Genomic DNA, 24,748 nt, shown 5'->3' with positions numbered 1-24,748 from the left:
GAACTGCGGCGCGGCGTCACACACCAGCGGACCAGAGTACGCGGGTACAAGGGCGCAGGTCAAAACGCCCGACGGTCCGCCGCACCCCCGAACCGGAATCAGGGTGCGGCCCAGGGACGTCCCGGATGTGGCCGAGCACCGTCGGGACATAGATTTCCGACCATGACCTCCCAGACAGTGGAGGCGGCACCGTCGGCGCCCGAGAACGCGCCCGTGCCCGCCTGGACCACCGCCCAGAAGATCGGCTTCCGGCTGCTGTTCACCCTCGGCGGCGGGCTGACCCTGCTCGCCGTGTTCGGCAGCCTGCAGCTGGGAATGATCATGCCCGCGGTGCAGGACCCGTTCGCGCGACTCGGCGCGCTCGTCACGGGCACGGAGGTGCAGCTCCTGGCGCTGCGCGGCGCGGGCGACTCGCTGGGCATCTGGCAGTACCACATCGGCTGGGCGGTGACGGCCGTCGTGATCACGGCGGTGTGGACGCTGCTCGACCGCGGCCGGCGCGACTACCGCGGCCTCGGCGGCCTGCTCTGGCAGGTGGGGCGGATCGCGCTGGCGAGCGGCATGATCTTCTACGGCCTGGGCAAGGCGATCCCCACCCAGATGGCGTTCATGGAGCTGCCGACCTACGCGCTGCAGCCCGCGGGCGACATCAGCCGGATGAACATGCTCTGGGGATTCATGGGCGCGTCCGACGGCTACTCGATCGTGACCGGCCTCGTCGAACTGATCTCGGGACTCCTGCTGCTCTCGCGGCGCACCTGGATTCTGGGAGCCCTCGGCTCGATCATCTCGATGGTTCAGGTGGTGCTGATGGACACCTTCTACAACGTGCCGGTGAAGTTCCTCTGCGTCGAGTTCCTGCTCATCGCGATCACCCTCCTCGCACCCCAGTGGATCAACCTGATCCGCGTCGGATTCGGCCGCGCCGCCGGGCCGATGCCGGCGATCTGGCGTGCCGCGGGCGCCGAGCGGACCTGGCTGCGACGCTGCGGCAAGGCCCTCGCCGTGCTGGCGATCGTCACGATCACCGCCTTCGGCGTGGTGTCGGGCGTGAGCTCCAAGGCCGCGCTCGCCGAGACCCGCAGCGACATCGACGGCGTGTGGCACGCCACCTCGTTCCGGGTCGACGGCGCGGAGGCGACGCTGTCCGCGGACCCGCTGTGGGTCAACGTCGCGATCACCTACCGCGGCCGCGGGATGTGGGAGTCCACCGGCGACGGCTACACGTCGTTCGTCACGCAGGACTCCGCCGCCCGCGCGACCCCCTGGGTCCTCGAGGTCGACGACGCCTCCCTCACGATCAAGCCGCGCGAGTCCGGCCCGGAGACGGTGCTGCGGTACACCCAGCCCGACCGCGACCACCTCACCCTCGCCGGCCGCGTCGACGGCCGGGAGATCACCGCGGCGTTCGAGCGCCGCCCGATGAAACGCGCCTCGGAGGACCTGCGGTTCACCCACCCGATACCCGACGAGGACGCGCCGAGCCTCGATTTCCCCTGACATCCGGTTACATCTGTCACTAGGAGGGACTCGTGAGTGAGCCATACGATTCGGTCATGAGCGCACCGCAGAGCCACGGAACGCAATCGTCGCCCGCCCCGGCCGCACCGCAGCCGTCCGATCCGGGCGCCTCCGATCCGGGCGCCTCCGATCCGGGCGCGCAGTGGTCGGGCGCGCAGAAGCTGGCGTTCCGGTTCCTGTTCGTGATCGGCGGCGGCATCCTGCTGCTGTCGCTCTACGGCAACGTCGGACTGGCGATCATCTGGAAGTTCAGCGGGATCTGGTGGCTGTTCGCCCAGATCGGCAGTTATGTCGCACGCGGGCGGGGCGTGGACATCGTCCTCACCGGCGGCGGCGACAACATGTGGCAGTGGTGCATGCACCTCGGCTGGATCATCGTCGGCATCGTGATCGTGGCGGTATGGACCCTGCTGGACCGGAACCGCGCGGACTACCGCTCGCTGCTGGGACTGCTCGGGGTCCTCGCCCGGTTCTGTCTCGCACTGTCGATGATCATCTACGGCCTCGCCAAGGTGATCCCCACGCAGATGGGTTTCATGGCGCTGCCCTCGCAGCAGTTGCAGCTCACCGGCGACACCAGCCTGTTCACCACACTGTGGGGCTTCATGGGTGCATCCGTCCCGTACATGGTGGCCACGGGCCTGGTCGAGCTCGTCGCCGGCATCCTGCTGCTGTGGCGGCGCACGGCGCTGCTCGGTGCGCTGCTCGCGATCGTGGCGATGGGCCAGGTGTTCCTGCTCAACCTGTTCTACGACGTCCCCGTGAAGATCGTGTCGGGAGAGCTGCTCGTCGTGGCCGTCGCCCTCACGGTGCCGTACCTGCCGAACCTGCTGCGCGTCGTGTTCAATCGCCCCGCGCCGACTCCGGTGACTCCGCTGCCCGTGGCGGGTGCGGGCCGGGCCTGGTCGCGGATCACCGGCGTCGTGCTCAAGTTCGCGGCGGCGGCACTGATGGTCGTCTCGCTGGCCTCCACCGGGGCGATGACGGTCTACGTGATCCACACCCCGCGCTCGGACCTCGACGGGATCTGGCGCACGACCTCGTTCACGATCGACGGCGCGCCGGCCACACTCACGCAACGCGATCCGGCGCCCTGGTCCAACGTGGCGATCACCCTGCGCGGCAGCGAGAGCAACGCCGTGCTCAAGTCCCTGGGCGAGGGCTACGACAGCGTCGTGACCCAGGAACCGTCGGGGAAGACGGTCGCGTGGCAACTCGAGAAGAAGGGCGACGTCCTCGAGATGCGCAAGCACAAGGACGACGCTCCGCTGCTCGTCACGGCGCGGCTCGACGGTGGCCGGTTGCACCTGTCCGCCACCGTCGACGGCAAGCGGATCGAGGGCGTCTACGAGCGCCGGTACATGGAGCGCGATCGCTCGCACTTCCGCCTCGTCCAGCCCGACGGCGACGGCGGTTCCAGCCCCGAACAAGGAGGTTCCTGACATGACCCGACCATTCCGATTCGCGGTCACGGCGCTGCCCGTGCCGCAGCTGGGCGACTGGGCGACCTATGCGCGGTCGATCGAGTCCGACGGCTTCGACGTCCTCGCGCTCCCCGAGAACTACCCGCTCCCGGACGGTTTCACCTCCGCGGCGGTGGCGCTGGGCGCCACGTCGACCCTGGAGGTGGCGAACTACGTGGTCGCCGCGCCGCTGCACGACCCGAAGCACGCGGCGTGGCAGGCGCATTCGCTGGCGACCATCAGCGGCGGGCGGTTCCGGTTCGGCATCGGCACGGGTAGGCCCGACGTGGCCGCCGATGCTGAGGCGCTCGGCGTGCCCTACGGCACGGGGGCGCAGCGCCTGGCCCGGGTCGTCGAGACCCTCGACGCCCTCACCGCGCTCGACGGTGCCGGCCACACCCCGGTGCTCATGGCCGCCGGCGGGCCCAAGGCTCTTGCCGTGGCACGGGATCGGGCCGACACGGTGGCCGTGGCGACGGCCCCCTCCACCTCGGCGGAGCGGCTCGCGGAACTCACCGCGCCGCTGCGGGACCGAGTGGAGCTGGCCTGCTCGATCTTCGCGGTCAACGGCTTCGCCCCCGACTACGTCAGCGCCTTCATCGGCAGCGATCTCGACGCGCTCCGCGCCGTGGACTCCCCCGCGCTGGTCGACGGCTCGGTCGACGAGATCTGCGACACGCTGATCCGCCGTCGCGAGCAGTACGGCTTCTCCCTCATCGCGCTCGGCGGGCACACCCTGGAGGCGATGCGCCCGGTGGTCTCGCGCCTGGCCGGCACGTGACCCGCCGACGGTGCCCGTCCCCGACCGTCCAGGCGTTCCCGGCCCGCGCGGCGCATGATGGAGGCATGCGCCCCGAACTGAGATCCGTCCCCGGTACCGCCCCGACCGGGGTGGTGTTCGCCGATCCGCACGTGACCCCCGACGGCACGACCGTGATCGAGGTGTCGCGGGTGCGCCGCCGACGCAGCGGCGAGTTGCGCACCTCCGCGCTCGGCGTCTACGCGATCCGGGACGGCAAGGCCGTCTGGTCGCCCGCCGTCGACGCGGATCGGATCGCCCTCATCGGCGTGGCCACCGGCTTCGTCGCCGCGACCCTGGCCACCCTCGCCGTGCTGCGGCAGCCGCCGTGGCCGGTGTTGACCGGGACGATCACCAGGGCGCTCGACCGCTGAGCTACGCCACGGATTCGCCGTCGTCCCACGTCCCTGCGGGCAACAGCTCCGAAGGCACGACCTCAGCGAACCGCAGAGTGAGCGCACGCACCTCGTCGGTGCTCGTCCCGGCGCCGTTGCAGCAGCCGCGGTTCACCAGGACCTCATGCCGCAGAGGCAGGTGTTACGCGGACTTCCGCGAGAAGGGCGTTGAGTTCGCGGTCATCCACTGCGCGGACAGCTTCGGCAACATCGAAGGGAAGGGACCTGGCGGTCATCGTCAGTAGTCGCAGCCCGCGTTCGACGGTGGAGAAATGTTCACCACCGAGACGCATCGGGTCGGACACGTACTGTCTGTCGCGCACATCGTCGAACAGCACGGCTACTCGCTCGACGAACAGTTCGCCGAGCGCCTCGATCGTCGGTGCTGTGTCGGACATGACAACCATGCTATCTCCGCCAATCCGATTCCGGTACCTCGCCGATGGGCGTGAATTCTGCGAGACGGCCACGGTCGAACGGCACCGGCGCGCGGGACGGGGAAGTGTCGGACGGAGAGTTCCTCATGACTCCATTCCCCGAGATAGGGAAGGCACGGTCGAACGCGCCGCCGGCACGAATCGTGACCATGATGATCACGCCGGATACCTCCCGGAGATAGGCCACGTCACCAGAACGTTCGTACGCGCGGATGTGAGACGGATCGAGCACCACCCGCGCACACGCGTCCATCACATCGTCGTCCGACCATTCACGAGGAAAGGTGGTCTTCCCGGGCCGTCGTGAGTTCCAACGATGCCCGCCCTTCCTGCTCGAGAGCGCTTCTCCGTCCAAGATGTGCCCGCGAGTGTCGCCCGCCTTCATGACGGCCGGCAACCACGGGTGCGTCAGGAACGGATGTGTCAGTCGCCGGGGCCCGAGCCGACCCCACAGGTCGATCACGTCGGGTCCGAACCCCGTGGCCTCGTACAGATACCTCCGGTTCATCGTACGTAGACCGCGCTCATTCCTCCGGCTCGTCGACCATCGCGACCTGGACCAGCTCGACGCCGCGGGCGCGGGAGACCCACGTACCGCGGCCGGGCGGCTGCGGACACATCTTGACCGTACCGAGGACGGTGCCCTCCTCACGGGAGCCACTCATCACCAGGCCGTCGGCGGCGAGGTCGCGGATGCGGGCGAGGAAGGTCTCGTACAGGCCGCGAGCCAGACCGCCGCTGCGCCGGGCGATGACCACCTTGAGCCCGATGTCCCGCGCCTGCGGCAGCAGGTCCAGCAGCGGAGCGAGCGGGTTCCCGGCGGCGCTCGCGACCAGGTCGTAGTCGTCGACGATCAGATAGACGTCCGGCCCCGTCCACCACGACCGTTCCTTGAGCTGCTGCGGCGTGACATCGGAGCCCGGGCAGCGGTCGCGGAGGATCTGCACCAGGTGCGCGACCATCGGGGTCAGCGTGTCCGACGACGAGGCGTACCCCGCGAGATGATCGCCCTCGAGCGCGCCGAGCAGTGTGCGGCGGTAGTCGACGAGCAGGATCTTGGTCTGCTGCGCCGTGCCGCCCGCGACGAGCGATGCGATCAGCGTGCGCAGCGTCTCGGTCTTGCCGCACTCGCTGTCGCCGAGCACCAGGAAGAAGGGCTGCGACTCGAACTGCAGTGTCGCCGCCGCCAACTCGGACTCACCGACGCCGAACACCGCGTGCGTGGGCGGTGCATCGCGGCGCCCGGGGATGCGGTCGCGCAGCACCAGGTCGGGCAGCATCCGCACCTCCGGGGCACCGTCGGCGTAGCGGGACACCAGGTCGGCCACGACGGCCTCCTGTGCGGCGGGCACGTCGTCCGACGGTGCGCCGCTCGGCAGCGCGACGAGCATGTGCAGCTGCTCCGACGTGATTCCGCGACCGGGCCGCCCCATCGGGACGAGCCCCGCGACGCGGCGGCCCATCTCCGAGTCCATCGGGTCGCCGAGCCGCAGCTCGATCCGGGTGCCGAGTTGGTCCTTGACCGCCGGCCGGATCTCGCCCCACCGCGACGCCGCGACCGCCAGGTGCACGCCGTACGAGAGCCCCTGGGCCGCGATCGCGTTCACCTGCGGCTCCAACACCTCGAACTCCGTGCGCAGCACCTGCCAGCCGTCGATGACGAGGAAGACATCGCCGAACGGGTCCGCGGCGGCCGCCGGATGCGCGCGGTACTGCTCCATCGACTGCACCCCGTGCTCCCGGAACGCCGCCTCGCGCCGTCGGATCAGCCCCGATACCTCGGCGACGGTGCGCCGCACCCGATCCGGATCCAGGCGGCCCGCCACCGAGCCCACGTGCGGGACGCCCGCCAGCCCGGCGAGCGACCCGCCGCCGAAGTCCAGGACGTAGAACTGGATCTGCCGCGGCGTGTGCGTGAGCGCCGCGGACACCACGAGGGTCCGCAGCGTGGTCGACTTGCCGGATTGCGGACCGCCGACCACCGCGACATTGCCCTGCGCGCCGAACAGGTCCACCACCAACAGGTCCCGCCGCTGATCGTAGGGACGGTCGACCACGCCGATCGCGACCCGCAGCGGCGTCGCGTCGTTGCGACGGAGGTGTTCGGCCAGATCCCCGACGGCCGCGGATTCGTCGAGCGGCGGCAGCCACACCTCGTGCGCGGGGAGTCCGTGCCCCGCCAACCGGCCCACCATCGTCTGCAGGAGCGACGGTGCGCCCACCGTCCCGCCCGGAGGGTTCGGTACGCCCTGCCCGACGACGGACCGCCGCACCGGATCTCCGGGTTGCGCCGGAATCCGCTGCAGCCCCGCAGGGAGCCCCGAGGCGCGGCGCTCGATCGGGGAAGCCGCGTTGCGGTACTCGCGCACCGTCGCACTCCCGACGGTCGCGCGCCGGGCGGCCGCGGGCCCGCTGGGCGGCACGTACTCGCCGGAGACGTAGCAGGCGTGGAAGCGGCGCGGCGGGTCGGCGTCGTACTTGAGGTAGCCGGCGCCCGGCGTCGACGGCAGGTGGTAGGCGTCCGGAACGCCCAACACCGCGCGGGACTCGCTGGCGGAGAATGTCTTCAGGCCGATCCGGTAGGACAGGTGCGAGTCCAGTCCGCGGAGCTTGCCCTCCTCCAAGCGCTGCGAGGCGAGCAACAGGTGGATGTGCAGCGACCTGCCGAGCCGTCCGATGGCGACGAACAGCTCCGCGAAATCGGGCTTCTGCGCGAGCAGTTCGGAGAACTCGTCCACGATGACCACCAGCGCCGGCAGCGGGTCGAGCGGGGCGCCCGAACGGCGCGCCTTCTCGTACTCGCCGACGTTGGCGAAGTTGCCCGCCCGCCGCAGCAGTTCCTGCCGCCGGTTCATCTCGCCGGAGAGCGCGTCGCGCATGCGGTCGACCATCGCGATCTCCTCCTCGAGGTTCGTGATGACCGCGGCCACGTGATTGAGCGACTCCAGGCCGAGGAAGGTGGCGCCACCCTTGAAGTCGACCAGAACGAGGTTCAGCGCCTCGGGCGGGTGCGTGGCGACCATCGACAGCACCAGGGTGCGCAGGAACTCAGATTTTCCGGAACCCGTTGCGCCGATGCACAGCCCGTGCGGACCCATGCCGCTCTCCGCGGCCTCCTTGAGGTCGAGCTCGATCGGCTCGCCGTGCGGCCCCACTCCGATCGGGACGCGCAGCCGTTCGCGCGCCGTGCGCTCGCGCCACACCGACTCGGGTGTGATCGCCGCGGCGTCGGCGATCCCGATCAGAGCCGGTAGACCGGGATCGGACGGTCCGCCGTCACCGTCGAAGTCGAGCAGCTCGGCCATCGACGCCGGACGGAACCTCCCGACGCGCCGCGCAGTTACCTGTGCGGCACCCGCGGTGACGGCGTCGGGCCGGGCGAAGAACTCGACGCCCGCGGCACTGCGCGCACCGAGGCGACGGGAGTCGTCGAGCACCAGCTGCAGGCCGGAGCGAACGGCGAGCGAGTCGGGCTCCGGGGCCAGGTCGATCACCGTGACGCCGTCGATGCCGACGGCTGCGTCGAGGACGCCGCCGGGCGTCACTGCGATACCCCGGTCCAACAGGATCACGTGGTGGGGGCGGCCCGGGTCGACGGGGGTCGCGCGGGCGAAGGCACCGCGATCGGCGAGATCCGGTGCGATCGCCTCCTCGAGCTCGGCGGCCGAACCGTAGACCGTCCGGACCGGGCCGAGGGCGTCGCACTGCGTCGGATGCGCGAGGTGCGGCAACCATTTGAGCCAGCCCCATTCGGCGGAGTCGACCTCGGTCGTGGCGACGGCGATCCGCACGTGGTCCGGCCCGTGCAGCACCGCCAGGCTCGACAGCATCGCGCGGGCGGTGTCGAAGACCTCGGCGCGCGGACCGTCGAGCCCGACGGCGGGGAACCCGCGCAGGGCGACCGCCACCGGCAGGCCCGGCACGGACGCGCCGTGCCGGACGAACCGGCGCAGCGCCACCGTCGACACCGGTTCGAGGTCCTCGAGCGGCCCCGTCTCGGGCGGCACGAGCCGGGTGGCGAGCCGCTGTCCGCCGACGCCGACGCGTACGTGCAGGAAGTCCGGATCCGCCGGCCGCCGTTCCCACATGCGCCGTGTACCGACGCATCCCGGTAGCGCCTCCGGGGCCGGATGGATCCACTCCAGCGCCGCCCGCTGCTCGGTGCGGGTGCGGTCCACCTGGCCGCGGATCTGCCCCAGGTAGCGCAGGTAGTCCTTGCGATCCTCGTTGAGTTCGGCCGCGGACGCGCCGTTGCCCCTGTTGTTCATGCCGTACATGCCGAACATCGACATGAGCATCATCAGCGGGAACATCATCATGTAGGGGCTCTGCATCATGGCGCTGCCCGAGGTGAACATCAGCGCGATCATGCCCACCACCGCGACCACCATCACCACGGGGAGCAACTTGCCGAGCAGGCCGCCCGGCACGGCGCGCGGGATCTCGGGTGGCGCCTGCAGCGCCACCTCACCGCCCGGCGTGCGCGGCGGCGCCAGGCGCTGCTTACGCGCGAAACCCTCTGTGACGGGCTCGAAGACCACGTCCGTCATGTCGGCCACTTCCCGTGCCTCCCCCGGAGTGCGGCGCGCCCCCACGCGCCGTCGTGGCACCACCATGCACCGCGCGGCCCGTCGGCGGAAGGGGTTCGACGAAGATCGCCCGAAGGGGAACCGATCGTGGGGCCGGTGCGTCTAATTCATATCGGGCCCTGTGCGGGTCCGGCGTACGGCATGCGAGGGGAGCGCTATGACCGACATCGACATCGCGGAGGAGACGGCCGCGGAAGTGGCCCGGCTGAGCCGGGTCTCGGTACTGTGCGGTGGTGCGCAGGTGGACGTCTCGCTGCCGCTGCTCACCCCCACCGAGGTGCTCATCCCGGAACTGGTGCGGCTCTTCGGCGATCGCATCGGCGAGTCGGCGGAGTCCGCATGGTCGCGACCGTGGCGGCTGGCCCCGGTCGGCGGGGAGCCCCTGCCCGGCCCGCAGACCCCCGCCGACACCGGCATCACCGACGGTGCGCTGTTGGTCCTGTTCGTGGCCGACGCACCGCCTCCGCCGCCCGTCTTCGACGACGTCTTCGATCGGACCGCGGCGGATCTGACGGCCGGCCGGCGGTGGGACGAGCGGGCCGCGATGATCGTGGGCCTCATGGTGCTGGCCCTCGCCGTGGTCGCGACGGGCGCGGTGTCGCTGCGTCTGGGGCTCGCGCCGCGCAGCGCCGACGGCACGGGAGCGGGCGCGGACCGGGTGTTCGCCCAGCTGTGGTGCGGCGCGGCCGGCGCGGCGTTGATCGCCGGCTCGCTGCTGACCGCACGGCGGATGCGTTCGGCCGGGCCGGTTCCCACGGTGCTCGCGGCGTGTGCCGTCGTGCTGGCGGCGGTCACCGGAGTGCTCACGGTACCGCTCGGCGCCGACGGCCGGTACGGCGCGGCGCACGCTCTGCTCGGCGCCGCCGCCGCTGCGGTGACGGCTCTCGTCGCGCTGCGGTTCACCGGCCGCGGCACCGCTGTCCACGCCGCGGTGCTCACGGCGGCCGCGCTCGCGGGCCCCGCGATGTTCGCCGCGATGTGGCTGCCCGGCCGCCGAGCCGCGATCGGGGCCACCATCGCGATCATCGCCTACCTGGTGCTGGTGTTCGCGGCGCGGATCGCCGCCGTCGCCGCCCGGATCCCGTTGCCGCACGTGCCCGCCGCGGGGGAACGGATCGACCCGATCGACGACGACCCGCCGCCCACCGTCGCCGGTGTCGGTGCCGTGGCATCCGGGCTCGTGGACGAGCAGTCCGAGGCGCCGCGCTCGAGCTTCGCCCAACTGGTCTGCACCGGAATCACGGTCGGCGCGGCGGTAGCCGGCGCCGTGGCCGCTCTGACGGTCGGCGCCGGCACCCGAGAACTGCCCGGCCATCACCTGGCATTCGCGATCGTCGTCGCCATCGCGTTCTGCCTCCGGGGCCGCACCCACGCGGAGCCGGTCCAGGCGAGCGCCGGGGTCCTCGGCGGCGCGGTCATCGCGATCGGCACCGCCACGAGCCTGGCCTGGGGCTACGGGTCCTGGCCCACGATCGGACTCGTCGCGCTCGCCGCGATCGCCGGCCTGGCTCTGGCCTGCGGCGCGGTCGCTCCGCGCGTCACCTTCAGCCCGGTCCAACGCCGACTGGCGGAGATCGGCGAGTACCTCACGATCGCCGCCGCCGGCCCTCTGCTGGGCTGGGTATGGGACGTGTACGCGACAGTCCGGAATCTCTGATGGGGCGGCGGATCCGGGCCGTCACCGTCGCCGCGGCGGCCGTTCTCGCGGTGCCGGTCGTGCCGGCTGCCGCGGATCCGCCGGCGCCGGACGGTGCGCCGCGCGGGCCGGTGGCCCCGCTCGCGCCCACGGTCCAACGCACGCAGTGCAACACACTGCGTACGCAGTCCGGAACCGACTACGGCCGTGCCGATCACGCCCTCCGTGCGCTGCGTTTCGACGAGGCGTGGCGGTTCACCCGCGGCGAGGGACAGAAGGTCGCGGTGATCGACACCGGCGTCACACCGCACCCGCGCCTCGGGGAGGTGATCGCGGGCGGGGACTACGTCTCCTCCGGCGACGGCCGCGACGACTGCGACGCGCACGGCACCGCGGTCGCCGGGATCATCGCCGCGCGTCCCGCACCCGGCGACGCCTTCGCGGGCGTGGCGCCCGCGGCGTCGATCATCGCGATCCGTCAGGCCAGCGCCGCGTTCGAGCCGCAGCAGCGCGGCGTCAACAGCCACGGCAACGTGACCACGATGGCCTACGCGGTGGTCCGCGCCGTCGACCTCGGTGCCACCGTCATCAACATCTCCGAGGTGGCGTGCGGGCGCTCGGCCGCCGAACTCGGGGACGACGCCCTGGGGCGCGCCGTGCGCTTCGCTGCGGCGCGGAACGTGGTCGTGGTCGTGTCGGCCGGCAACGTCGGGTCCGGCGGGCCGTGCGCGGAACAGAACACGAATGCCGCGGCGCCCACGACGATCGCGTCGCCCGCACGCTTCGCCGACCAGGTGCTCGCCGTCGGCGCCACCGAGCCCGACGGGCGGCCGGCGGCGTTCTCGCTGGCGGGGCCGTGGGTCACCGTCGCCGCGCCGGGCACGGACGTGACCACGCTCGAGCCGCGCGGAACCGGCCTGGCGAATGCGCAGGCGACCCGCGAGGGCACCGGTCCGCTCGCCGGCACCAGCTTCGCCGCTCCCTACGTGGCGGGTGTGGCCGCGCTGGTCCGATCGCGGTTCCCGCAGCTCACCGCGGCCCAGGTCCGTGCACGTATCCTCGCGACGGCCCGGCGGTCCGCAGGGATGGGCGGGGCGGGCATCGTCGACCCCGTCGCGGCGGTCACCGCGGAACTCCCCGCCGACGTCCCCGCTGCCGGCCGCCTCGCCGTCGCAGCGGCTCCCGCCCCCGATCACGGGCCGCGCACCGTCGCGCTCGGTGGGCTCGGGCTCCTGCTGGTGGCCGCTGTCGGGGCGTGCCTCACGCGCCGGTGAGTCCGGTGCGGCGCAGTGCACCGATCGGGCCGTCAGAGGCGGAATCGCGCGGAGGCGATCGCCTCCAGGACCCGTTCGATCGTTCCGGCCGGGGTATCGGCCGAGGTGTCGAGAACGTGCGGTTCGTACTCGTCGAGCGCATCGAACTGGTCCCACATCGTCACGATCGGATGTTCGTCGACGAGGGCCCCGGGCGTTGTTCGTGCCTGCGCGCGACGGAGCGCGACGGTCCGTGACGGCCGGAGGATCACGTAGTGGACCGCGGCCTCATCCGCGCGGTCGCTGAAGTGATCGAGCATCCACGGACCCACGATTCCATCGAGGACGGTCGTGAATCCGCCTCCCGCGTAGGTGAAGACCGCTCCGGCGATGACCTCCATCACCGTCCGATTCTGCTCCGCCGACTCCGGCTCGTACGGCGGAATCGCCCCGGCGACGATGGAGTGCCAGAAGTCGTCCGTGTGCAGGTGGACTCCGCGGGCGAACGACCTGGCGACGGATGCCGCGACAGTACTCTTCCCGGCCCCCGGTGGCCCGGTGAGGATGACGACGGTTCGCTCCATCTGATTCGTCCCTCCGGTGGCGGTTCGTCGACGACGCGGTGCCACGCACTCTGCCGCGGACCGTGGCGGCGGTCAACCTGATTACCGGACCCGCGCGAGTCGGGAGACTCAGCTGGACACCGTGATCGGCACACCGTCGCGGGTCACGGCGGCGGCCGTCCGCGTGAGGTCCGGCCCTGCGGGCAGGGCCGAGAGCACCGACCAGGCCACGGGCCGCGGCTGGTGCAGCAGCCCGAGGATCTGCGCGGTCCCCGTGTCGGGGATGCCGAACCGCACGCCCGAGTCGGAGACGTAGAACAGGCCATCGCGGCGCTCGCCGCCCGGCTGCGCCGAGACCACGTACTCGCCCGACCCCGCGGGCACGAGCGCCGCGTCCAGGGCGTCGCCGGCACCGTCGGCCCCGGCGAGCGCGACGGGCGTGCCGGGCCCGGATGGCGCGGTGAAGGTGCGCAGTTCGACGGTGCCCCCGCTGTTTCCGTCGGTCGAGGCCGCGGCGCACACGACCGGCGCCTCCCGCAGCGTGCGGAGAGCGGGCCGCCTGTCCGGCAGGTCGGCGACGGGCACCGAGCGCCGGACGGCCGCGGCGGCGACGACCGAGGCGGGCACGGTGGCGATGGGCGCTCCCGTCGGGTCGCCCGCGCGGATCAGGTCGGCGGCCCACTGCCCCACCGGCTGCACCCCGTCGGACAGGACGACGTAGAGGCGGTCCCGGTCGGCGTCGGAGACCCGGACCACATCGGCCACCCGCGATCCGGGGACGGCTGTGGCGGCCTGGCCGCGGCCGGCGATCTGTGGGATCGCGATGTCGTCGATCCGGGCGAACGCGTTGAGCAGGGGCGCACTGACCGCGCGAGCCGCGGCGCCGTCGATGCCCGCGAGCCTCCGGACAACGGGGTCAGCGGGGTCGACCGGCGCGCGGAAACCTCGCAGCAGCAGGAAGTACCGGTCCTCGCGGCGCACCAACACGGCGCCGTCGTCGGCGGATCCCTCGTCGACGGACGTGACCATCGTGTCGAGCGCGTCCCGCGCCGTGGGCTGGTCCGACGGTGCCGGCCGCGTCCGGTCGCAGAGCAGCCACGGCGACGCGCCGTCCTTCCAGGCCGAGACCGGGCCGAGGATCTGGGCCGGTGCGCCGACGATCCCGACCTCGGGCCCCCGCCGGAAGTCGCTGAGCCGCTTGTCCTTCACCGAGGTGGGCGAGGCGGCCTCGCCGACCACGAGGCGCGCGGACGCGAGACCGGTCACGGGGTGCAGCACGTCCTCCACGCGGACGTACAACGCGCCGGACTCCTTGGCCAGCACGATTTTCGCGCTGCCGACGGCACCCTGCGGACGGATCAGTGCGAGGACGCCGCAGCCGCCGGTGACCACCAGCGCCAGGATCAGGCCCACGATGAGCGATCGGGACTGCGAGGCCATGGGATCCGAGATCATCCGCGGATCGCGGCGCAACAGCGCGTGGTCCATGCGCCGCAACACGAAGCGGTATCCGCTGACCTGCGCGCGGGTGGTCAGTTGTCTACGCATTCTCGCTCGCCCTCCCCCAAGGTGCGTGCCGATCCGCTTCCCCCGAAGCGGTCGTGCTCTCGCCGAGACTACGGTACTTTCACAGCACTGCAGGGCGTTTCGGGGGAGACGGCCGGGCTCGAGGGGGAGCATTCATGGATCAGTCACTACCGTCGACCGGACTCACCGCTCCCGGGAGGTGGCACCGCTCGACGTGGCCGGGCACCGGCGCTGTGCTCCTCGCGGAGGCGGGTGCCGCTGTCGCGGGGCTCGGCACCGCGGCGCTCGGCGGGCCGCACTGGGCCGCCGCCACCGCCGCGCTCGTGGTCGGGGGCGGGGCGTTGACCCGAGTGCGCGGGACCTCCGGCGCCGAGTTCGTCGCGGACCGGCTCGCCGTGCGGGCGGCGGCACGGGTCCGGGTCGAGGCCGCGCCCTATCCCGGCGGTGGCGACATCGGAGTGCGCCGCAGCGGCGACGGGCTGACCACGTTCGTGCGCATCGCCGCGTCGACGCCGCACCTGGTGGCGCTGCTGCGCCGGGACGACCCGGCCGTGCCGCTGGGACTGCTCGCGGGGCTGCTCCGGCACGCCGACTCACCCGCATCGCGGATCGATGTCCTGCTGAACGGCGGCCGTGCGCCCGGTGAGCCGCCCAATCCGCGCCTGCGGTACCGGCAGCTCCTCGGACCCGTGAACCGTTGGGCCGCAATCGACATGCTGCTCGGCGTCACGATCGATCCGCGCGAGTGTGCGGCGGCGTGCCTACGACGGGGTGGCGGACCGTCGGGCGAGGGACGCGTGGCCGCGCTGGCGGCGCAGCGGGTGATCGATCTGCTCCGCGCGGCGGGCATCGACGCGGCCGTGGTTCGCCCGGCCGAGGCTGCGCACCTGGACACCGCCCCGCCGTCCGGAGCCGAGCACCTGGACCCCGAGATCCTCTCCCACGGCGGGCTGGGCGACCTGTTCCGCGAGGATGCACCGGGCACCGTCGGAGTGACGCTGCGCGCAGGTACGGATCGCGGAGTCCGGCTGGGCGCCTGGCTCACCGGGGCCGAATCGGGCGACCGCCGGCGGCGCGGCGATCACGAGGCGACCGGCGCGGTGAACGCCCTGGAATCCGTCCACGTGCCGCTGAGCGGGGCCGGCCAGATCCTCGGGTCCGATGCGGCGGGCGGGCCCGTGGGAGTCCGCCTCCACGGGCGCGGCGTTCGGACCGTCTGGGCCGCCGTCGCCGACGATCCGGCCCGCCAGCTCGTCGAGCGCGCCGTCGCGACGGGGGCGCGGGTCCTCGTCGTGACGGGCCGGCCCGCGATGTGGGAGCCGCTCGTGTCCTGGGTGGGATCTCCGCGCCACCTGTGGATCTCCGGCTGGCGCTACCCCGATCCGGTCCCGCTCGGCCCGGCCGACTACACGGTCACCGTGCTCGACGGCACAGCGATCGGGCTGCCGCCGGGCTCGGTCGAGCCCGCGGGCACCGTCTGGCGGATCGAACAGGCGGGGATCTCCCCGGTCTCCGAGGCCGACGTGGTGCTCAGCCAGCCGATGCCGGGGATGCTCACCGTCCGCACCGACGGCGGCGCCGCCACCCTGCGGCTCGTCGCATGACCCACTGTCCCGCGCACGACGGGGCCCGGCGACCGAGCGGTCGCCGGGCCCCGTCGCCGCTTCCGAGCTAGGTCTGCCAGCCCTGCGCGGCCTGCGCGTTGGTCGTCTGCATCGACTGGACCGCGTTCTCGGCTGCCGTCTTGACGCGGGTCAACAGCGAGGTGATCTCCTCGAAGCCCGAGTTCCACTTCGTCTGCACCGCCTGATAGGCGGTCGCGGAATCCGGGTCCTCCCAGGCGCCCTCGAACTTCTTCTGCTCCGCGACGATGCTCTCCGCCTGTTGGAGCAGCACCGTCGTGCGGGTGGTGATGTCGTCGAGCGCGCCGCGGATGGTGGCGTAGTCGTACCGGATGTAGTCACTCATGATGTTCCCCCTGTGTCGTTGTCTGATCAGACGTTCAGCACGCCGCCGAAGCCCGCGTTGATGTCGGAGACGTTCTGTTCCTCCTGCGCGCCGTAGCTGGCGGTGTTGTTCGTGAGCATCGTGCTGATGTCGTTGAGCGCGGTGTTGATCTTGGCCGCGCTCTCGTCCCAGCGCGCCATCACGCCGAGGAACGCCACCTGCGCCGCACCGGCCCAGACCCCCTGCGTGGCCTCCACGTCGCCCCGCAACTGCCCGAGCGTCCCCTTCATCTGCGCGCCGAGGTCGTCCAGCGTCCCGGCGCCGGTCTTCATCGCCGCGAGTTCGGCCTTGGTCGTCATGTCGTACTCCTCCCCGCCGGACGTGCCGGCACGTCGCGACCCGCACCGGTCGGCGCGAGCCGTCCCCGGTCACGGCGTCCAGCCGCCCCCCGGAAGTTCTTCGCAGGCACTCCGCAACGCCCTGCCGATCCGATGCGTGCTCCCCTCGGCCACCGCCATGAACGCTCCGGCGCCGGACCCGCCCGCTGTGCGGACGACGACGCGGCCGCTGGGCGCGTCGATCACCGCGACCACGCCCGCGCACCGGGACTCGCCCGCGTGCACCGTGAACTCGACACTGCGCCGCGAGCGCGTGAACACCTTCGCGATCAGCCGCGCGGGATCCGCCGCGACCCCGATCGCCCGAAGTCCTGCGGCGACGGCGGACGCCTCCCCCGCGGACAACGCCTCCATACCCGCCGCGGCGGGCAAGCACGCCGCGACAGCGGGATCCGCGGGCACACCCGCGCCGAGCAGCGGCGCGACGAGCACGCCCAGCCGGTCCGCGGAGCCGTCGCAGTGCGGCAGGTCGACGGTGGCGGTACCCGCGCTGCGGATCACCCGCGCTGTGCTGAGTCCCGAACGGGCCAGACACAGCCGTGATCCCAGTGCATCGGACGAACGGCCCTCGATCCGCACCTGCGGCGCGGCGAGCACGCCCAGGGCCGCCAGCTCGTCGTCGTCCAGGCCGTCGTCCTGCTCCGCCTGCGCTGGTCGGCCGAGCGCCGGCTCGTCGGAATCGACGGTGCGCCTCGGGTCCGGCGGCGTCCACAGCACCGGGGGTACCTCGGTACCGAACCGTGCCCTCAGCGCGGCGACCGCGTGCGCGCTCACAGCTCCTCCACCAGGCTCTCGCCGTGGGCGCCGAGCACCGCGGGCGCGGCGTGCACCACGAAGGCGTCGGGAGCGTCCTCGTCACCCGCGGAGGGCATGGCGCCCGGAGTGTGGGTGACCGCGTGCTTCGCACCGGCACCGGCCGCCGCGCCCATCAGGCCGGCGGGCATCATCGGTACGCCGCGCCCACCCGTGGCGGTCGTGTTCGCCGCGGCGGCCGGACGTGTGCCGGTACCCGCCTGATCGCGCTGGAGCGCGCTCGCCGGGAACGCGGAGAGCGGCGCGGCCGGGACCCCGACACCACCTGCGCCGCGGCCCGCTCCCGAACCGGAGCCGGAGCGCTTGTCCCTAGCGGGCTTCTCGCGCCCCGCGTCCGTCTTCGGTGGCGGCGCGAAGTCCCAGGGCACCCGCAGTGGCTCCGCGGCGCGCTCGAAGCCCACCATCACGGCGGAAGCCGTGCCGTGCGCGTCCTGCTCGGCCCGTTCGGCGTCCACCGCGGCACCGACCAGTGCCGCCACCGCGGGCTCCGCACCGCCGGCGTCCGCCGCGGCACGAGTGTTCTCCCGGTCCGTGCGCATCCGCGTGGCGTCCGCCACCGAGGGCATCGCCCGAGATGCGGTCTCGTAGGCGGACGCCTGGCCCGCGAGCTTCGCGGCGTACTCCGCGAGGTCGGCCGCATGCCGCGCCAACCAGCGCGCGTACTCCGGGAGCGGGCCGGTGCGCCGGGCCTCCGTGTCCGAGCGCCCCGTGTCCACGGCACCGTCGAGCTGCACGACGAGCCGGTCTAGCTGGACTGCGGCGGCGCCGTACGCGGACGCGAGCCGCGCCGTCTCCTGCGCGGCGGCGGTGAGCGGCTGTGCGCCGGCACCGCCCAACAATTCGCTCGCTAGCCGCTCGGTGGGACGGGAGTACCATTCGACGCCGGTGAAACCCGGATCGCGCGGCACCGTCAGACCGCCAGACCGACGACCGCCGCGAGCTCCCCGTCCCTGCGTTGGACGGCCGAGACATGGCCGCTCACCGCCTGGCCGAGCCTGCGCAGCTCGGCGGTGGACGTCTCCGCGGCGCGGGACTGGGCCTCCCCCATCCGGCGAGCGGTGTTCGCCACCGCCACCGACACCTCGTCCCTCCCCGTGGCCGGCGGCGCCGCGTGTGCCGCGAACCGCTGCTGCGCCCCGGTGAGGTCCTCGACGATCCGCTCGATGCCGCGGGCGATCTCCCGCGCCTCCCGCGGATCCATGCTGAGCCTGGTACCTGTCATGGTCGTGCACTCCCCCCGAAGTTCTTCCCTCATTCATTAGACGCACCGACTCCCGGTACGGTTCCGCCTGTTACAGGCGCAGTTCGACATCGGGCCCGGCAAGGTCGGCGGACGGCGATGCGTCGCCCACCACCTGGGGCCCGACCAACGGCAGATCCCCGAGTACCTCCTCCCCGTTGCCGCTGGTGACGAGGTAGTCGGGCACGGAGTGGTCCGCGCCGGTGGCACGCGCGCCCGACGCGCCGGCCGCACCCATCGGCATCATGCCGCCGCCCATCCCGGTGCGCGTGAGCACCTCCGAGGCGGGCACCGTGCGCGCGCCGCCGTCGACGACAGGGGTGCGCGCCGCCGGCGTTCCCGAACTCGGTTGCGCCAGAGTGGCGGACGCCGCGCCAATACCGGCGCCGGTGAGGCCGACGCCTCCCCCGCCTCCGCCCGCACCCACGCCGCTGCCGGTACCAATACCAGCGCCGGTGGTGGCCACCGGGAACGCGTCCCGGTCCGCGTCCGGCGCGCCGGCATCCTCGGACTCCGTGGTCGACTCCGCCAGGCCGCCGACCGCCTCCGCCGCCGAGCCCGCCAGGCCCACGGCTGTTTTCACGGCACCCGAGACCGTGTCGGTGGCGAGCTTCGCCACGCCCGTGAGAGCACCCGTGACCGCGGAGACCACGCCGGGGACGATCGACGCGGCGGCCTGCGCCGCGGTCGTCGCCGCGGTCATCGGCGGCGACGCCACCGGGACCTTGCGGCCCGCGGCGCCCACCTGCGCGCTGAGCCCCGAGAGCTGACTCTTCGTGCGCGCCACCACCTCCGTCGCGTGCGCGAGGTGCTCCTCGGCGGCCGCCACCGCCGCGGCCTGCCCGGGCGGAAGCCACAGCGACGGCCCGAGCGCCGCGATCACCGACATGAACGAGTCGATGATCGCCTGCAGCTCGGCCTCGCCCGTGCCGACGACGGTGGCGGCCTCGCCGACGGCCGTGGACAACTCCGCGCCCTGTTCGGCGGCCAGGCCCGTGCCGGTCGCGGCCTGGAGCCCCTTGCCCGTGGCCGCCGTCGCGGCGGGCCCCTGCCACACCGACGCGAGCTGCCCGATGGCCTGCATCCCCGTCGACACGCCCTGCTCGAGCGCCTTCGACGCCCCGGACAACGCCGCCGACGGGTCCAGCCCGCTGAAGCTGCCGGAACCGAAGGTGGACAACAGATCCGTCATGGGTTTCACCAGGCCCGCCACGTCGAAGCCCGGGAACTCCGGCGCCTCCGGCACGCCCTTCGGGGCGGGCGGCAGCTCCTGCTGCGGAGGCTTCTCCGGCGCCGTGGGCACCGGGGGCAGACCGAGCGCGGCGAGGACCTCGTTCACGGGCCGGTCGAGCAGCGCCCGGATGGCGGGGTCCAGCCCGGTATCCGTGCCCCCTCCCGCTCCCGTTCCGCCGACCGCCCCGGCACCCGGAGCCACTGGATCGGCCATGGCCTACAGCACCGCCGAGGTCAGCCCCGCGACGTTCGCCACCTCCGTGGCGCCGTACGCCGCGACGGTGGCCGACGACGACGCCGCGATCCCGCCGTACAGCACCGCCAGCTCCGCGACCGACTCGACATGGACCGCCTGCGCCGCGGTGAACGCCGCGAGGAAATCCTGCCCGATCAGCCCCAAGGCCGGGTTCAGCGCCGCGACATTGGCCGCCGCATCCACCGACCCCGCCGTCGCGACCGCCACCCCGATGCCGGCGTTGGCGGCGCCGAACGCCGCGATCGCCGAATTGACCGCCATGAACATGTCTCTCCCCCATCGTGTTCCCGGGGCCCGGTGCGCGAGGCCCTCATCAATTGGACGCACCAGCTCGGGAATCGGATCCCGAAATCTTCCTCCGCCCCGGCGCGTGGTCCTCAGCCGGCGATATCGGCATGGAAGCGCTCCATGACCGCGCCGCGGCGGGCCGCGACCTCCCGCGCCGCGACGGCGCAGACGTCGACGATGCGTCGGCCGAGCACGGCACCGTCGGACCGGCAGGCCGCAGGCGCGAGCGTGAGGCCGACCAGGGCGCACACCCCGTCCAGCTCCACGCGAATGGCGCCGTCCGGGCTGGACACGGCGACCCGGAGGTCGTCGAGCTCGATCCTGGTGCGGCGCAGCACCCGCAGCTGCTCGTGCGCGCGGGCCTCGATGCGGTCCATCTCCTCGCTCATCGGCTCAGACCCGCCGCAGCCACGTGCCGACCGCGTCGTCCGGCCGCTCCTGCGGCGCCGGCGGGTCGGGCAGGCGCATCGCCCGCAGCACCTCCTCGGCGACGCCGGCGCGTTCGAGTTCGGCGCGGCGCCGGAGCCCGGCCGTGGTGGCGGCGTCGCGGCACAGCCGGACGATCGCATCCGCGAGATCCTGCGGCTCGCGGCGCAGTTCGGTCCGCTCGATGGCGATGTGCAGCGGCGTGCCCTGGTCGTTCGCGCGCACCCGCAGCCCACCGTTCGTCGATGTGGCGATGGTCATCTCTCCCCCTTCATGATTCATTCCTCCCGCACGGTGCCGACGGCGCGCTCACACGCGCCCGCCAGCGGTGCCGCCGTACGCCCGGCCTCACAACCCACGCTGAGCTGCGCCGCCCCCGCGACGACCACGTACCAGTCCACGAACCGTTCCGCATCGAGCTGTTCGCGGTAGCCGATCACCTCCCGCCCCGCGACCCGCGCGGCCGGATTCAAGTCGGTGATCCTGCGGTCGCCGCGCCGGGCGAGGGCCGCTTCGAGATCCGCCGCCACCGCCGCGGTGTCCGACGGTGCCCGCAGGCGGGTCCGCACCACGGTGACGCGGCGGCCGTCGCCGGCCTGCGCGAGGCGACGCCCCGGCGCGGGTTCGGTGAGCGCCCAGCCCTGCGGGAGGTCGACGACGGCACCGTCGAAGGCGACGCGGACGAAGGTCTCCGCAGGTGGCACGGGACGCTCGGGCGCCGACGGCGGTGTCCCGGGCAGGCACGCCACCGCACCGACGGCGATCACCCCGACGGTCCCGGCGCCGGCGGTGATCAGCGGCCAGCGCCGGAAATGTGCGGTCGTTCGTCTCGGCGATTCTTCAGACGGACGACCGCACATTCGCGCCACCGCCTCCCGCGGCGGCGCGGCGAGAGCCGCGAGCACCTCCGCCGGGTCCGTCCGGACCACGCGCCAGAGCTTCTCCGCGGCGAGCGCGGCGCGGACGGCTTCGTACACCTCCGGCGGACCGTCGACGAGGGCCTGATCGACCCGCTCGTCGAGGACCGCCCGCACCGCCCGCACCGGATCCGGGTGCGACGAGGCGGCGACGGGAAGCCAGGCACCGTCGGCGGATTCGAGGACGTGAGCCTGCGCGACCGGACCGCGGCACTCGAGAACCAGGGCCCGCCGGCAATCGAGGAGGCCGATCGCGCGGACGACCGCCTCGGCCCGCGGGAGCACCTCCGCCGCGACGCCGAGGGATCCCGCGGCCGCCGCGAGGAGACTCCGCCGCGGTGCGCCGAAGACGCTGGGCGCCAGCACCGTCCAGAAGCGCGACGGCGCGCTGCCGCTCGCCGCATCGGCGAGCCACTGCGCCCACCGGCGGGTCGTCTCGGCGGGCGCCGCGAACTCGCCCGTGGCCGCCGGAGCGGCCAGGGCGTGCACGGCACCGTCGGGCCCGTGTACGTACCATTCATCCCCCGCGCAATCGATGAGAATGCGCGCCGGGTCCCCCAACCCGATCATGCGAGGGAGGTTAGCGCGCGGCGGTCTCCTGCGGAGCCGGTTCCGCGGATTCACGCTTGCGGGCGCGGCGGCGGGTGATCACGGTGACGGCGATCGGGATGATAATCGTCAGCGCCGAGCCGATGAACAGCACCTCGAGATGGTCGCGCAGCAGCGGGATCCCGCCGAGGAAATAGCCGAGCAGCACGATGCCGTCGCACCACAGGATCGAGCCCAACACCGAGAACAGCGTGAACCTGCGGTGATCCATCTTCGAGAACCCCGCCAACACCGGGACCAGCGTGCGGACGATGCCGATGAACCGGGCGAAGAGCACCGTGAACGGGCCGTACCTGTCGAAGAAGGCGTAGGTCTTGTCCACCGGGTCCTGACCGATGAAGCGCATGACCCTGCCGCGCATCACCTTCGGCCCTGCGTACCGACCGAGGGCGTAGCCGCACTGGTCGCCGAGGATCGCCGCGATCGGCAGGAACAGCAGCAACTGCCACAGGTGGGCGAAGGGCTGCGGCTGCGCCGCGAAGATGCCGGCGGTGAACAGGATCGAATCGCCCGGGAAGACGAACCCCACCAGCAGACCGGTCTCGATGAAGATCAGCAGTACCAGGCCGATCAGGCCCGCGGAACCGAGGAAGCCGGTGACGTCGAAGGGGTTCACATCACCCGAGTATCCACGCGGTGAGCGTCGCGATCATGAACTGCGGGCGAACGGCTCCGCAACCTGTCGTCAGTCGCCGCAGCAGCCGCCCGCGTGGGCGTCCACCTCACGCTTGTCCCGCGTGGCGAGGTTGCGCGCCGCGAGCTCGTGGTCCGCGGGGTAGTCGACGCGCACCAGCGTCAGGCCGCAGGCCGCGGCCACGTTGATCGCACTCGAACGCTCGCGCTCGTCGAGGAGCCCGGCGACCCAGTCGGCGGACCGTCGGCCCTCCCCGACCGCGGCGACGGCGCCGACGAGGGAACGGACCATCGACCAGCAGAAGGCATCGGCGGAGACCTGCGCGGTGCAGACCCCGTCGGCGTCCTGCGACCAGGAGAAGCGCTGCAGTTCGCGGACCGTCGTCGCGCCCTCGCGGCGGCGGCAGAAGGCGGCGAAGTCGTGCAGGCCCAACAGCGCATCGCTCGCCGCCTGCATCCGACCCAGGTCGACGGGCCGACGCCAGGGCGCGGTGTCGCGGGCGCGCAACGGGTTCGCGCCGAAGGGGGCGTCGGTGAGGCGGTACTCGTAATGTCTGCGCAGCGCGGAGAACCGGGCGTCGAAGTCCGCGGGGGCGACACCGACCGCGGTGACCCGCACGTCCTGCGGGAGCATGCGCGCGAGGCGGCGCACCAGGCCGTCAGGGATCACCACCGGGTCCGGCAGGTCGAAGTGGGCCACCTGGCCCGTGGCGTGCACGCCCGCGTCGGTGCGGCCCGCGACAGTGAGCTGCACGGCGGTCCGCAGCACCGTCGAGAGGTTCTCCTCCAGCACGCCGCACACCGTGCGCAGTCCGGGCTGGCGGGCCCAGCCGCTGAAGTCGGTGCCGTCGTAGGCGATGTCGAGGCGGTAGCGAGTCATAGCGGTTGCGATTTTACCGCCGCGGCCAGACCGTCCAGGTAGCGCGTCAGCGCGGTGTCGAGCAGCACGTCGGCATCGTAGGGGTAGCTCTTGTGCAGCATCTCCGCCATCGTCGGGAAGCGGTCGGCGGGCGCCGCTGCGCGCAGCTCGCCCAGCTGGGTGTCGATCCACTCGTCCTCGGTGACGCCCGTGGCGGCTCGATCGGCCAGCTCCGGCTCGATCGTCGCGCCCAGGCCCCGCACCAGGTTCAGCAGGCACAGGTACTCCGTGAACGCCGCGCGCGGTTCCAGGCCGGCGGAGCGGAGCGCGCCCAGCAGGTGCTCCGACATCGGCATCGCACCGGGCATCACCGACGGCCGGGTCATCGACATCGCGGCCGCCAGCCACGGGTGGGCCTTCATGGTCTCCCACAGGGCACGGAGGAGCGCCTCGACGTCCTCCCGCCAGTCGGCGGTGCGCGGCGGCAGCTCCAGCTCGCCCAGCACCCGGTCCAACATCGCGGCCTGCAGTTCCTCACTGCTGGGGACGTAGCGGTAGACGGCCATCGTGGGGATGTCGAGCGCCGCCGCGAGCCGGCGCATCGAAACCGCCTGCAGCGACTCCTCGTCGGCGATGGCGATGGCGGCGGCGAGGACGGTGTCCCGGGTGGGCTCGGCCGGGCGCGGACGCCCCGGAGCGAGCACGACGCTGCCCCTGCCGGGCGCGGAATCCACCAGGCCGTCGGCCTGCAGCCGGGCCAGCACCCGGGTGGCCGTACCCATCGCGACGCCGTGATCGCGCATGATCGCCCGGGTCGACGGTGCCCGGTCCCCCGGCCGCAGCCGACCCGCTGCGATGCGCTCGCGGAGCACCGCGGCGATCTCCTCGGCGCGATTCACGCCGCCGCCCGGAGCGGTGCACTAGTGCACTTCTTCGTTCTTCCCAC

The 24,748-nt window shown here is 72.8% G+C and carries 25 protein-coding genes; 7 read left to right on the top strand and 18 right to left on the bottom strand.

Annotated elements, in window-relative coordinates:
- Positions 1-162: 162 nt before the first annotated feature.
- From AXK61_RS14565 to AXK61_RS14550, 4 genes are all read left to right on the top strand, one after another.
- Positions 163-1,500, top strand: a complete 1,338-nt coding sequence (locus tag AXK61_RS14565) for a hypothetical protein (RefSeq protein WP_139058027.1) — start codon at positions 163-165, stop codon at positions 1,498-1,500.
- Positions 1,501-1,556: 56 nt separating this feature from the next.
- Positions 1,557-2,963, top strand: a complete 1,407-nt coding sequence (locus tag AXK61_RS14560) for a hypothetical protein (RefSeq protein ID WP_231855553.1) — start codon at positions 1,557-1,559, stop codon at positions 2,961-2,963.
- Between the two features lies 1 nt (position 2,964).
- On the top strand, positions 2,965-3,765 hold the full coding sequence (locus AXK61_RS14555; protein ID WP_068573321.1) for an LLM class flavin-dependent oxidoreductase: 801 nt from the start codon (positions 2,965-2,967) through the stop codon (positions 3,763-3,765).
- A gap of 65 nt (positions 3,766-3,830) precedes the next feature.
- On the top strand, positions 3,831-4,157 hold the full coding sequence (locus AXK61_RS14550; protein WP_068573319.1) for a hypothetical protein: 327 nt from the start codon (positions 3,831-3,833) through the stop codon (positions 4,155-4,157).
- Positions 4,158-4,300: 143 nt separating this feature from the next.
- On the opposite strand, the gene AXK61_RS14545 is transcribed toward AXK61_RS14550, so the two are convergent.
- From AXK61_RS14545 to eccCa, 3 genes are all read right to left on the bottom strand, one after another.
- Positions 4,301-4,576 (bottom strand): hypothetical protein, encoded by a 276-nt coding sequence (locus tag AXK61_RS14545; RefSeq protein WP_139058026.1) that lies wholly within the window; start codon positions 4,574-4,576, stop codon positions 4,301-4,303.
- Positions 4,577-4,586: 10 nt separating this feature from the next.
- Positions 4,587-5,000: an EndoU domain-containing protein gene (locus tag AXK61_RS26055; protein WP_414930001.1), complete on the bottom strand. Its 414-nt coding sequence runs from the start codon at positions 4,998-5,000 to the stop codon at positions 4,587-4,589.
- A gap of 139 nt (positions 5,001-5,139) precedes the next feature.
- Positions 5,140-9,165, bottom strand: a complete 4,026-nt coding sequence (eccCa, locus tag AXK61_RS14535) for a type VII secretion protein EccCa (protein ID WP_068573314.1) — start codon at positions 9,163-9,165, stop codon at positions 5,140-5,142.
- 196 nt (positions 9,166-9,361) lie between these two features.
- Here eccCa and eccD point away from each other — a divergent pair, with 196 nt between their 5' ends.
- Both eccD and mycP read left to right on the top strand, forming a co-directional pair.
- Positions 9,362-10,861: a type VII secretion integral membrane protein EccD gene (gene eccD / locus AXK61_RS14530; protein ID WP_068573312.1), complete on the top strand. Its 1,500-nt coding sequence runs from the start codon at positions 9,362-9,364 to the stop codon at positions 10,859-10,861.
- Positions 10,861-12,114, top strand: a complete 1,254-nt coding sequence (gene mycP, locus AXK61_RS14525; RefSeq protein WP_068573310.1) for a type VII secretion-associated serine protease mycosin — start codon at positions 10,861-10,863, stop codon at positions 12,112-12,114. Before eccD ends, mycP begins: the two co-directional genes overlap by 1 nt.
- A gap of 32 nt (positions 12,115-12,146) precedes the next feature.
- Here mycP and AXK61_RS14520 read toward each other — a convergent pair whose 3' ends face one another.
- Both AXK61_RS14520 and eccB read right to left on the bottom strand, forming a co-directional pair.
- The gene (locus AXK61_RS14520; protein ID WP_068573308.1) at positions 12,147-12,677 is read right to left on the bottom strand and encodes an AAA family ATPase; all 531 of its coding nucleotides are present in this window, start codon (positions 12,675-12,677) and stop codon (positions 12,147-12,149) included.
- Between the two features lie 108 nt (positions 12,678-12,785).
- The gene (gene eccB / locus AXK61_RS14515) at positions 12,786-14,204 is read right to left on the bottom strand and encodes a type VII secretion protein EccB (protein WP_068573305.1); all 1,419 of its coding nucleotides are present in this window, start codon (positions 14,202-14,204) and stop codon (positions 12,786-12,788) included.
- Positions 14,205-14,338: 134 nt separating this feature from the next.
- On the opposite strand from eccB, the gene AXK61_RS14510 reads away from it, so the two are divergent.
- Entirely contained in the window at positions 14,339-15,787 is a 1,449-nt protein-coding gene (locus AXK61_RS14510) for a type VII secretion protein EccE (protein WP_068573303.1), read from the top strand.
- A 67-nt stretch (positions 15,788-15,854) separates the two neighbouring features.
- On the opposite strand, the gene AXK61_RS14505 is transcribed toward AXK61_RS14510, so the two are convergent.
- The 13 genes from AXK61_RS14505 to AXK61_RS14445 form a co-directional block, all read right to left on the bottom strand.
- Positions 15,855-16,151, bottom strand: a complete 297-nt coding sequence (locus AXK61_RS14505) for a WXG100 family type VII secretion target (RefSeq protein WP_068573302.1) — start codon at positions 16,149-16,151, stop codon at positions 15,855-15,857.
- Between the two features lie 26 nt (positions 16,152-16,177).
- Complete coding sequence (locus tag AXK61_RS14500; RefSeq protein WP_068573300.1) at positions 16,178-16,489, bottom strand: WXG100 family type VII secretion target; 312 nt, start codon at positions 16,487-16,489, stop codon at positions 16,178-16,180.
- A gap of 69 nt (positions 16,490-16,558) precedes the next feature.
- Positions 16,559-17,302, bottom strand: coding sequence for an ESX secretion-associated protein EspG (locus AXK61_RS14495; RefSeq protein WP_068573298.1), 744 nt, complete (start codon positions 17,300-17,302; stop codon positions 16,559-16,561).
- Entirely contained in the window at positions 17,299-18,249 is a 951-nt protein-coding gene (locus AXK61_RS14490) for a PPE domain-containing protein (RefSeq protein ID WP_068573296.1), read from the bottom strand. The genes AXK61_RS14495 and AXK61_RS14490 overlap by 4 nt, the downstream gene beginning before the upstream one ends.
- Before the next feature lie 2 nt (positions 18,250-18,251).
- On the bottom strand, positions 18,252-18,563 hold the full coding sequence (locus AXK61_RS25425) for a PE domain-containing protein (RefSeq protein ID WP_068573294.1): 312 nt from the start codon (positions 18,561-18,563) through the stop codon (positions 18,252-18,254).
- A gap of 70 nt (positions 18,564-18,633) precedes the next feature.
- Positions 18,634-20,028 (bottom strand): WXG100 family type VII secretion target, encoded by a 1,395-nt coding sequence (locus AXK61_RS14480; RefSeq protein WP_068573292.1) that lies wholly within the window; start codon positions 20,026-20,028, stop codon positions 18,634-18,636.
- A gap of 3 nt (positions 20,029-20,031) precedes the next feature.
- Complete coding sequence (locus AXK61_RS14475) at positions 20,032-20,331, bottom strand: hypothetical protein (protein WP_331710562.1); 300 nt, start codon at positions 20,329-20,331, stop codon at positions 20,032-20,034.
- 116 nt (positions 20,332-20,447) lie between these two features.
- Positions 20,448-20,747: a YbaB/EbfC family nucleoid-associated protein gene (locus tag AXK61_RS14470; protein ID WP_068573288.1), complete on the bottom strand. Its 300-nt coding sequence runs from the start codon at positions 20,745-20,747 to the stop codon at positions 20,448-20,450.
- Between the two features lie 4 nt (positions 20,748-20,751).
- Positions 20,752-21,045 (bottom strand): hypothetical protein, encoded by a 294-nt coding sequence (locus AXK61_RS14465; RefSeq protein WP_068573287.1) that lies wholly within the window; start codon positions 21,043-21,045, stop codon positions 20,752-20,754.
- Positions 21,046-21,062: 17 nt separating this feature from the next.
- Positions 21,063-22,271, bottom strand: a complete 1,209-nt coding sequence (locus AXK61_RS14460) for a type VII secretion-associated protein (protein ID WP_068573284.1) — start codon at positions 22,269-22,271, stop codon at positions 21,063-21,065.
- A gap of 10 nt (positions 22,272-22,281) precedes the next feature.
- Positions 22,282-22,926: a DedA family protein gene (locus AXK61_RS14455; protein WP_068573283.1), complete on the bottom strand. Its 645-nt coding sequence runs from the start codon at positions 22,924-22,926 to the stop codon at positions 22,282-22,284.
- Positions 22,927-22,995: 69 nt separating this feature from the next.
- On the bottom strand, positions 22,996-23,823 hold the full coding sequence (gene truA, locus AXK61_RS14450) for a tRNA pseudouridine(38-40) synthase TruA (protein ID WP_068573281.1): 828 nt from the start codon (positions 23,821-23,823) through the stop codon (positions 22,996-22,998).
- Positions 23,820-24,701, bottom strand: coding sequence for a TetR/AcrR family transcriptional regulator (locus AXK61_RS14445; RefSeq protein ID WP_068745976.1), 882 nt, complete (start codon positions 24,699-24,701; stop codon positions 23,820-23,822). The genes truA and AXK61_RS14445 overlap by 4 nt, the downstream gene beginning before the upstream one ends.
- Between the last annotated feature and the right edge of the window lie 47 nt (positions 24,702-24,748).

Origin of the sequence: Tsukamurella pseudospumae (genome assembly GCF_001575205.1) — a bacterium.
Taxonomy (GTDB): Bacteria; Actinomycetota; Actinomycetes; order Mycobacteriales; family Mycobacteriaceae; genus Tsukamurella; species Tsukamurella pseudospumae.
Note: the sequence above shows the minus strand (reverse complement) of the source record. Positions and strands in the feature narration are given on the sequence as shown.

Coding starts and splice junctions, on each gene's coding strand:
- AXK61_RS14565 (WP_139058027.1), top strand. CDS start 163: ATGACCTCCCAGACAGTGGAGGCGGCACCGTCGGCGCCCGAGAACGCG.
- AXK61_RS14560 (WP_231855553.1), top strand. CDS start 1,557: ATGAGCGCACCGCAGAGCCACGGAACGCAATCGTCGCCCGCCCCGGCC.
- AXK61_RS14555 (WP_068573321.1), top strand. CDS start 2,965: ATGACCCGACCATTCCGATTCGCGGTCACGGCGCTGCCCGTGCCGCAG.
- AXK61_RS14550 (WP_068573319.1), top strand. CDS start 3,831: ATGCGCCCCGAACTGAGATCCGTCCCCGGTACCGCCCCGACCGGGGTG.
- AXK61_RS14545 (WP_139058026.1), bottom strand. CDS start 4,576: ATGTCCGACACAGCACCGACGATCGAGGCGCTCGGCGAACTGTTCGTC.
- AXK61_RS26055 (WP_414930001.1), bottom strand. CDS start 5,000: ATGAAGGCGGGCGACACTCGCGGGCACATCTTGGACGGAGAAGCGCTC.
- eccCa (WP_068573314.1), bottom strand. CDS start 9,165: ATGACGGACGTGGTCTTCGAGCCCGTCACAGAGGGTTTCGCGCGTAAG.
- eccD (WP_068573312.1), top strand. CDS start 9,362: ATGACCGACATCGACATCGCGGAGGAGACGGCCGCGGAAGTGGCCCGG.
- mycP (WP_068573310.1), top strand. CDS start 10,861: ATGGGGCGGCGGATCCGGGCCGTCACCGTCGCCGCGGCGGCCGTTCTC.
- AXK61_RS14520 (WP_068573308.1), bottom strand. CDS start 12,677: ATGGAGCGAACCGTCGTCATCCTCACCGGGCCACCGGGGGCCGGGAAG.
- eccB (WP_068573305.1), bottom strand. CDS start 14,204: ATGCGTAGACAACTGACCACCCGCGCGCAGGTCAGCGGATACCGCTTC.
- AXK61_RS14510 (WP_068573303.1), top strand. CDS start 14,339: ATGGATCAGTCACTACCGTCGACCGGACTCACCGCTCCCGGGAGGTGG.
- AXK61_RS14505 (WP_068573302.1), bottom strand. CDS start 16,151: ATGAGTGACTACATCCGGTACGACTACGCCACCATCCGCGGCGCGCTC.
- AXK61_RS14500 (WP_068573300.1), bottom strand. CDS start 16,489: ATGACGACCAAGGCCGAACTCGCGGCGATGAAGACCGGCGCCGGGACG.
- AXK61_RS25425 (WP_068573294.1), bottom strand. CDS start 18,563: ATGACAGGTACCAGGCTCAGCATGGATCCGCGGGAGGCGCGGGAGATC.
- AXK61_RS14480 (WP_068573292.1), bottom strand. CDS start 20,028: ATGGCCGATCCAGTGGCTCCGGGTGCCGGGGCGGTCGGCGGAACGGGA.
- AXK61_RS14475 (WP_331710562.1), bottom strand. CDS start 20,331: ATGGCGGTCAATTCGGCGATCGCGGCGTTCGGCGCCGCCAACGCCGGC.
- AXK61_RS14470 (WP_068573288.1), bottom strand. CDS start 20,747: ATGAGCGAGGAGATGGACCGCATCGAGGCCCGCGCGCACGAGCAGCTG.
- AXK61_RS14465 (WP_068573287.1), bottom strand. CDS start 21,045: ATGACCATCGCCACATCGACGAACGGTGGGCTGCGGGTGCGCGCGAAC.
- AXK61_RS14460 (WP_068573284.1), bottom strand. CDS start 22,271: ATGATCGGGTTGGGGGACCCGGCGCGCATTCTCATCGATTGCGCGGGG.
- truA (WP_068573281.1), bottom strand. CDS start 23,823: ATGACTCGCTACCGCCTCGACATCGCCTACGACGGCACCGACTTCAGC.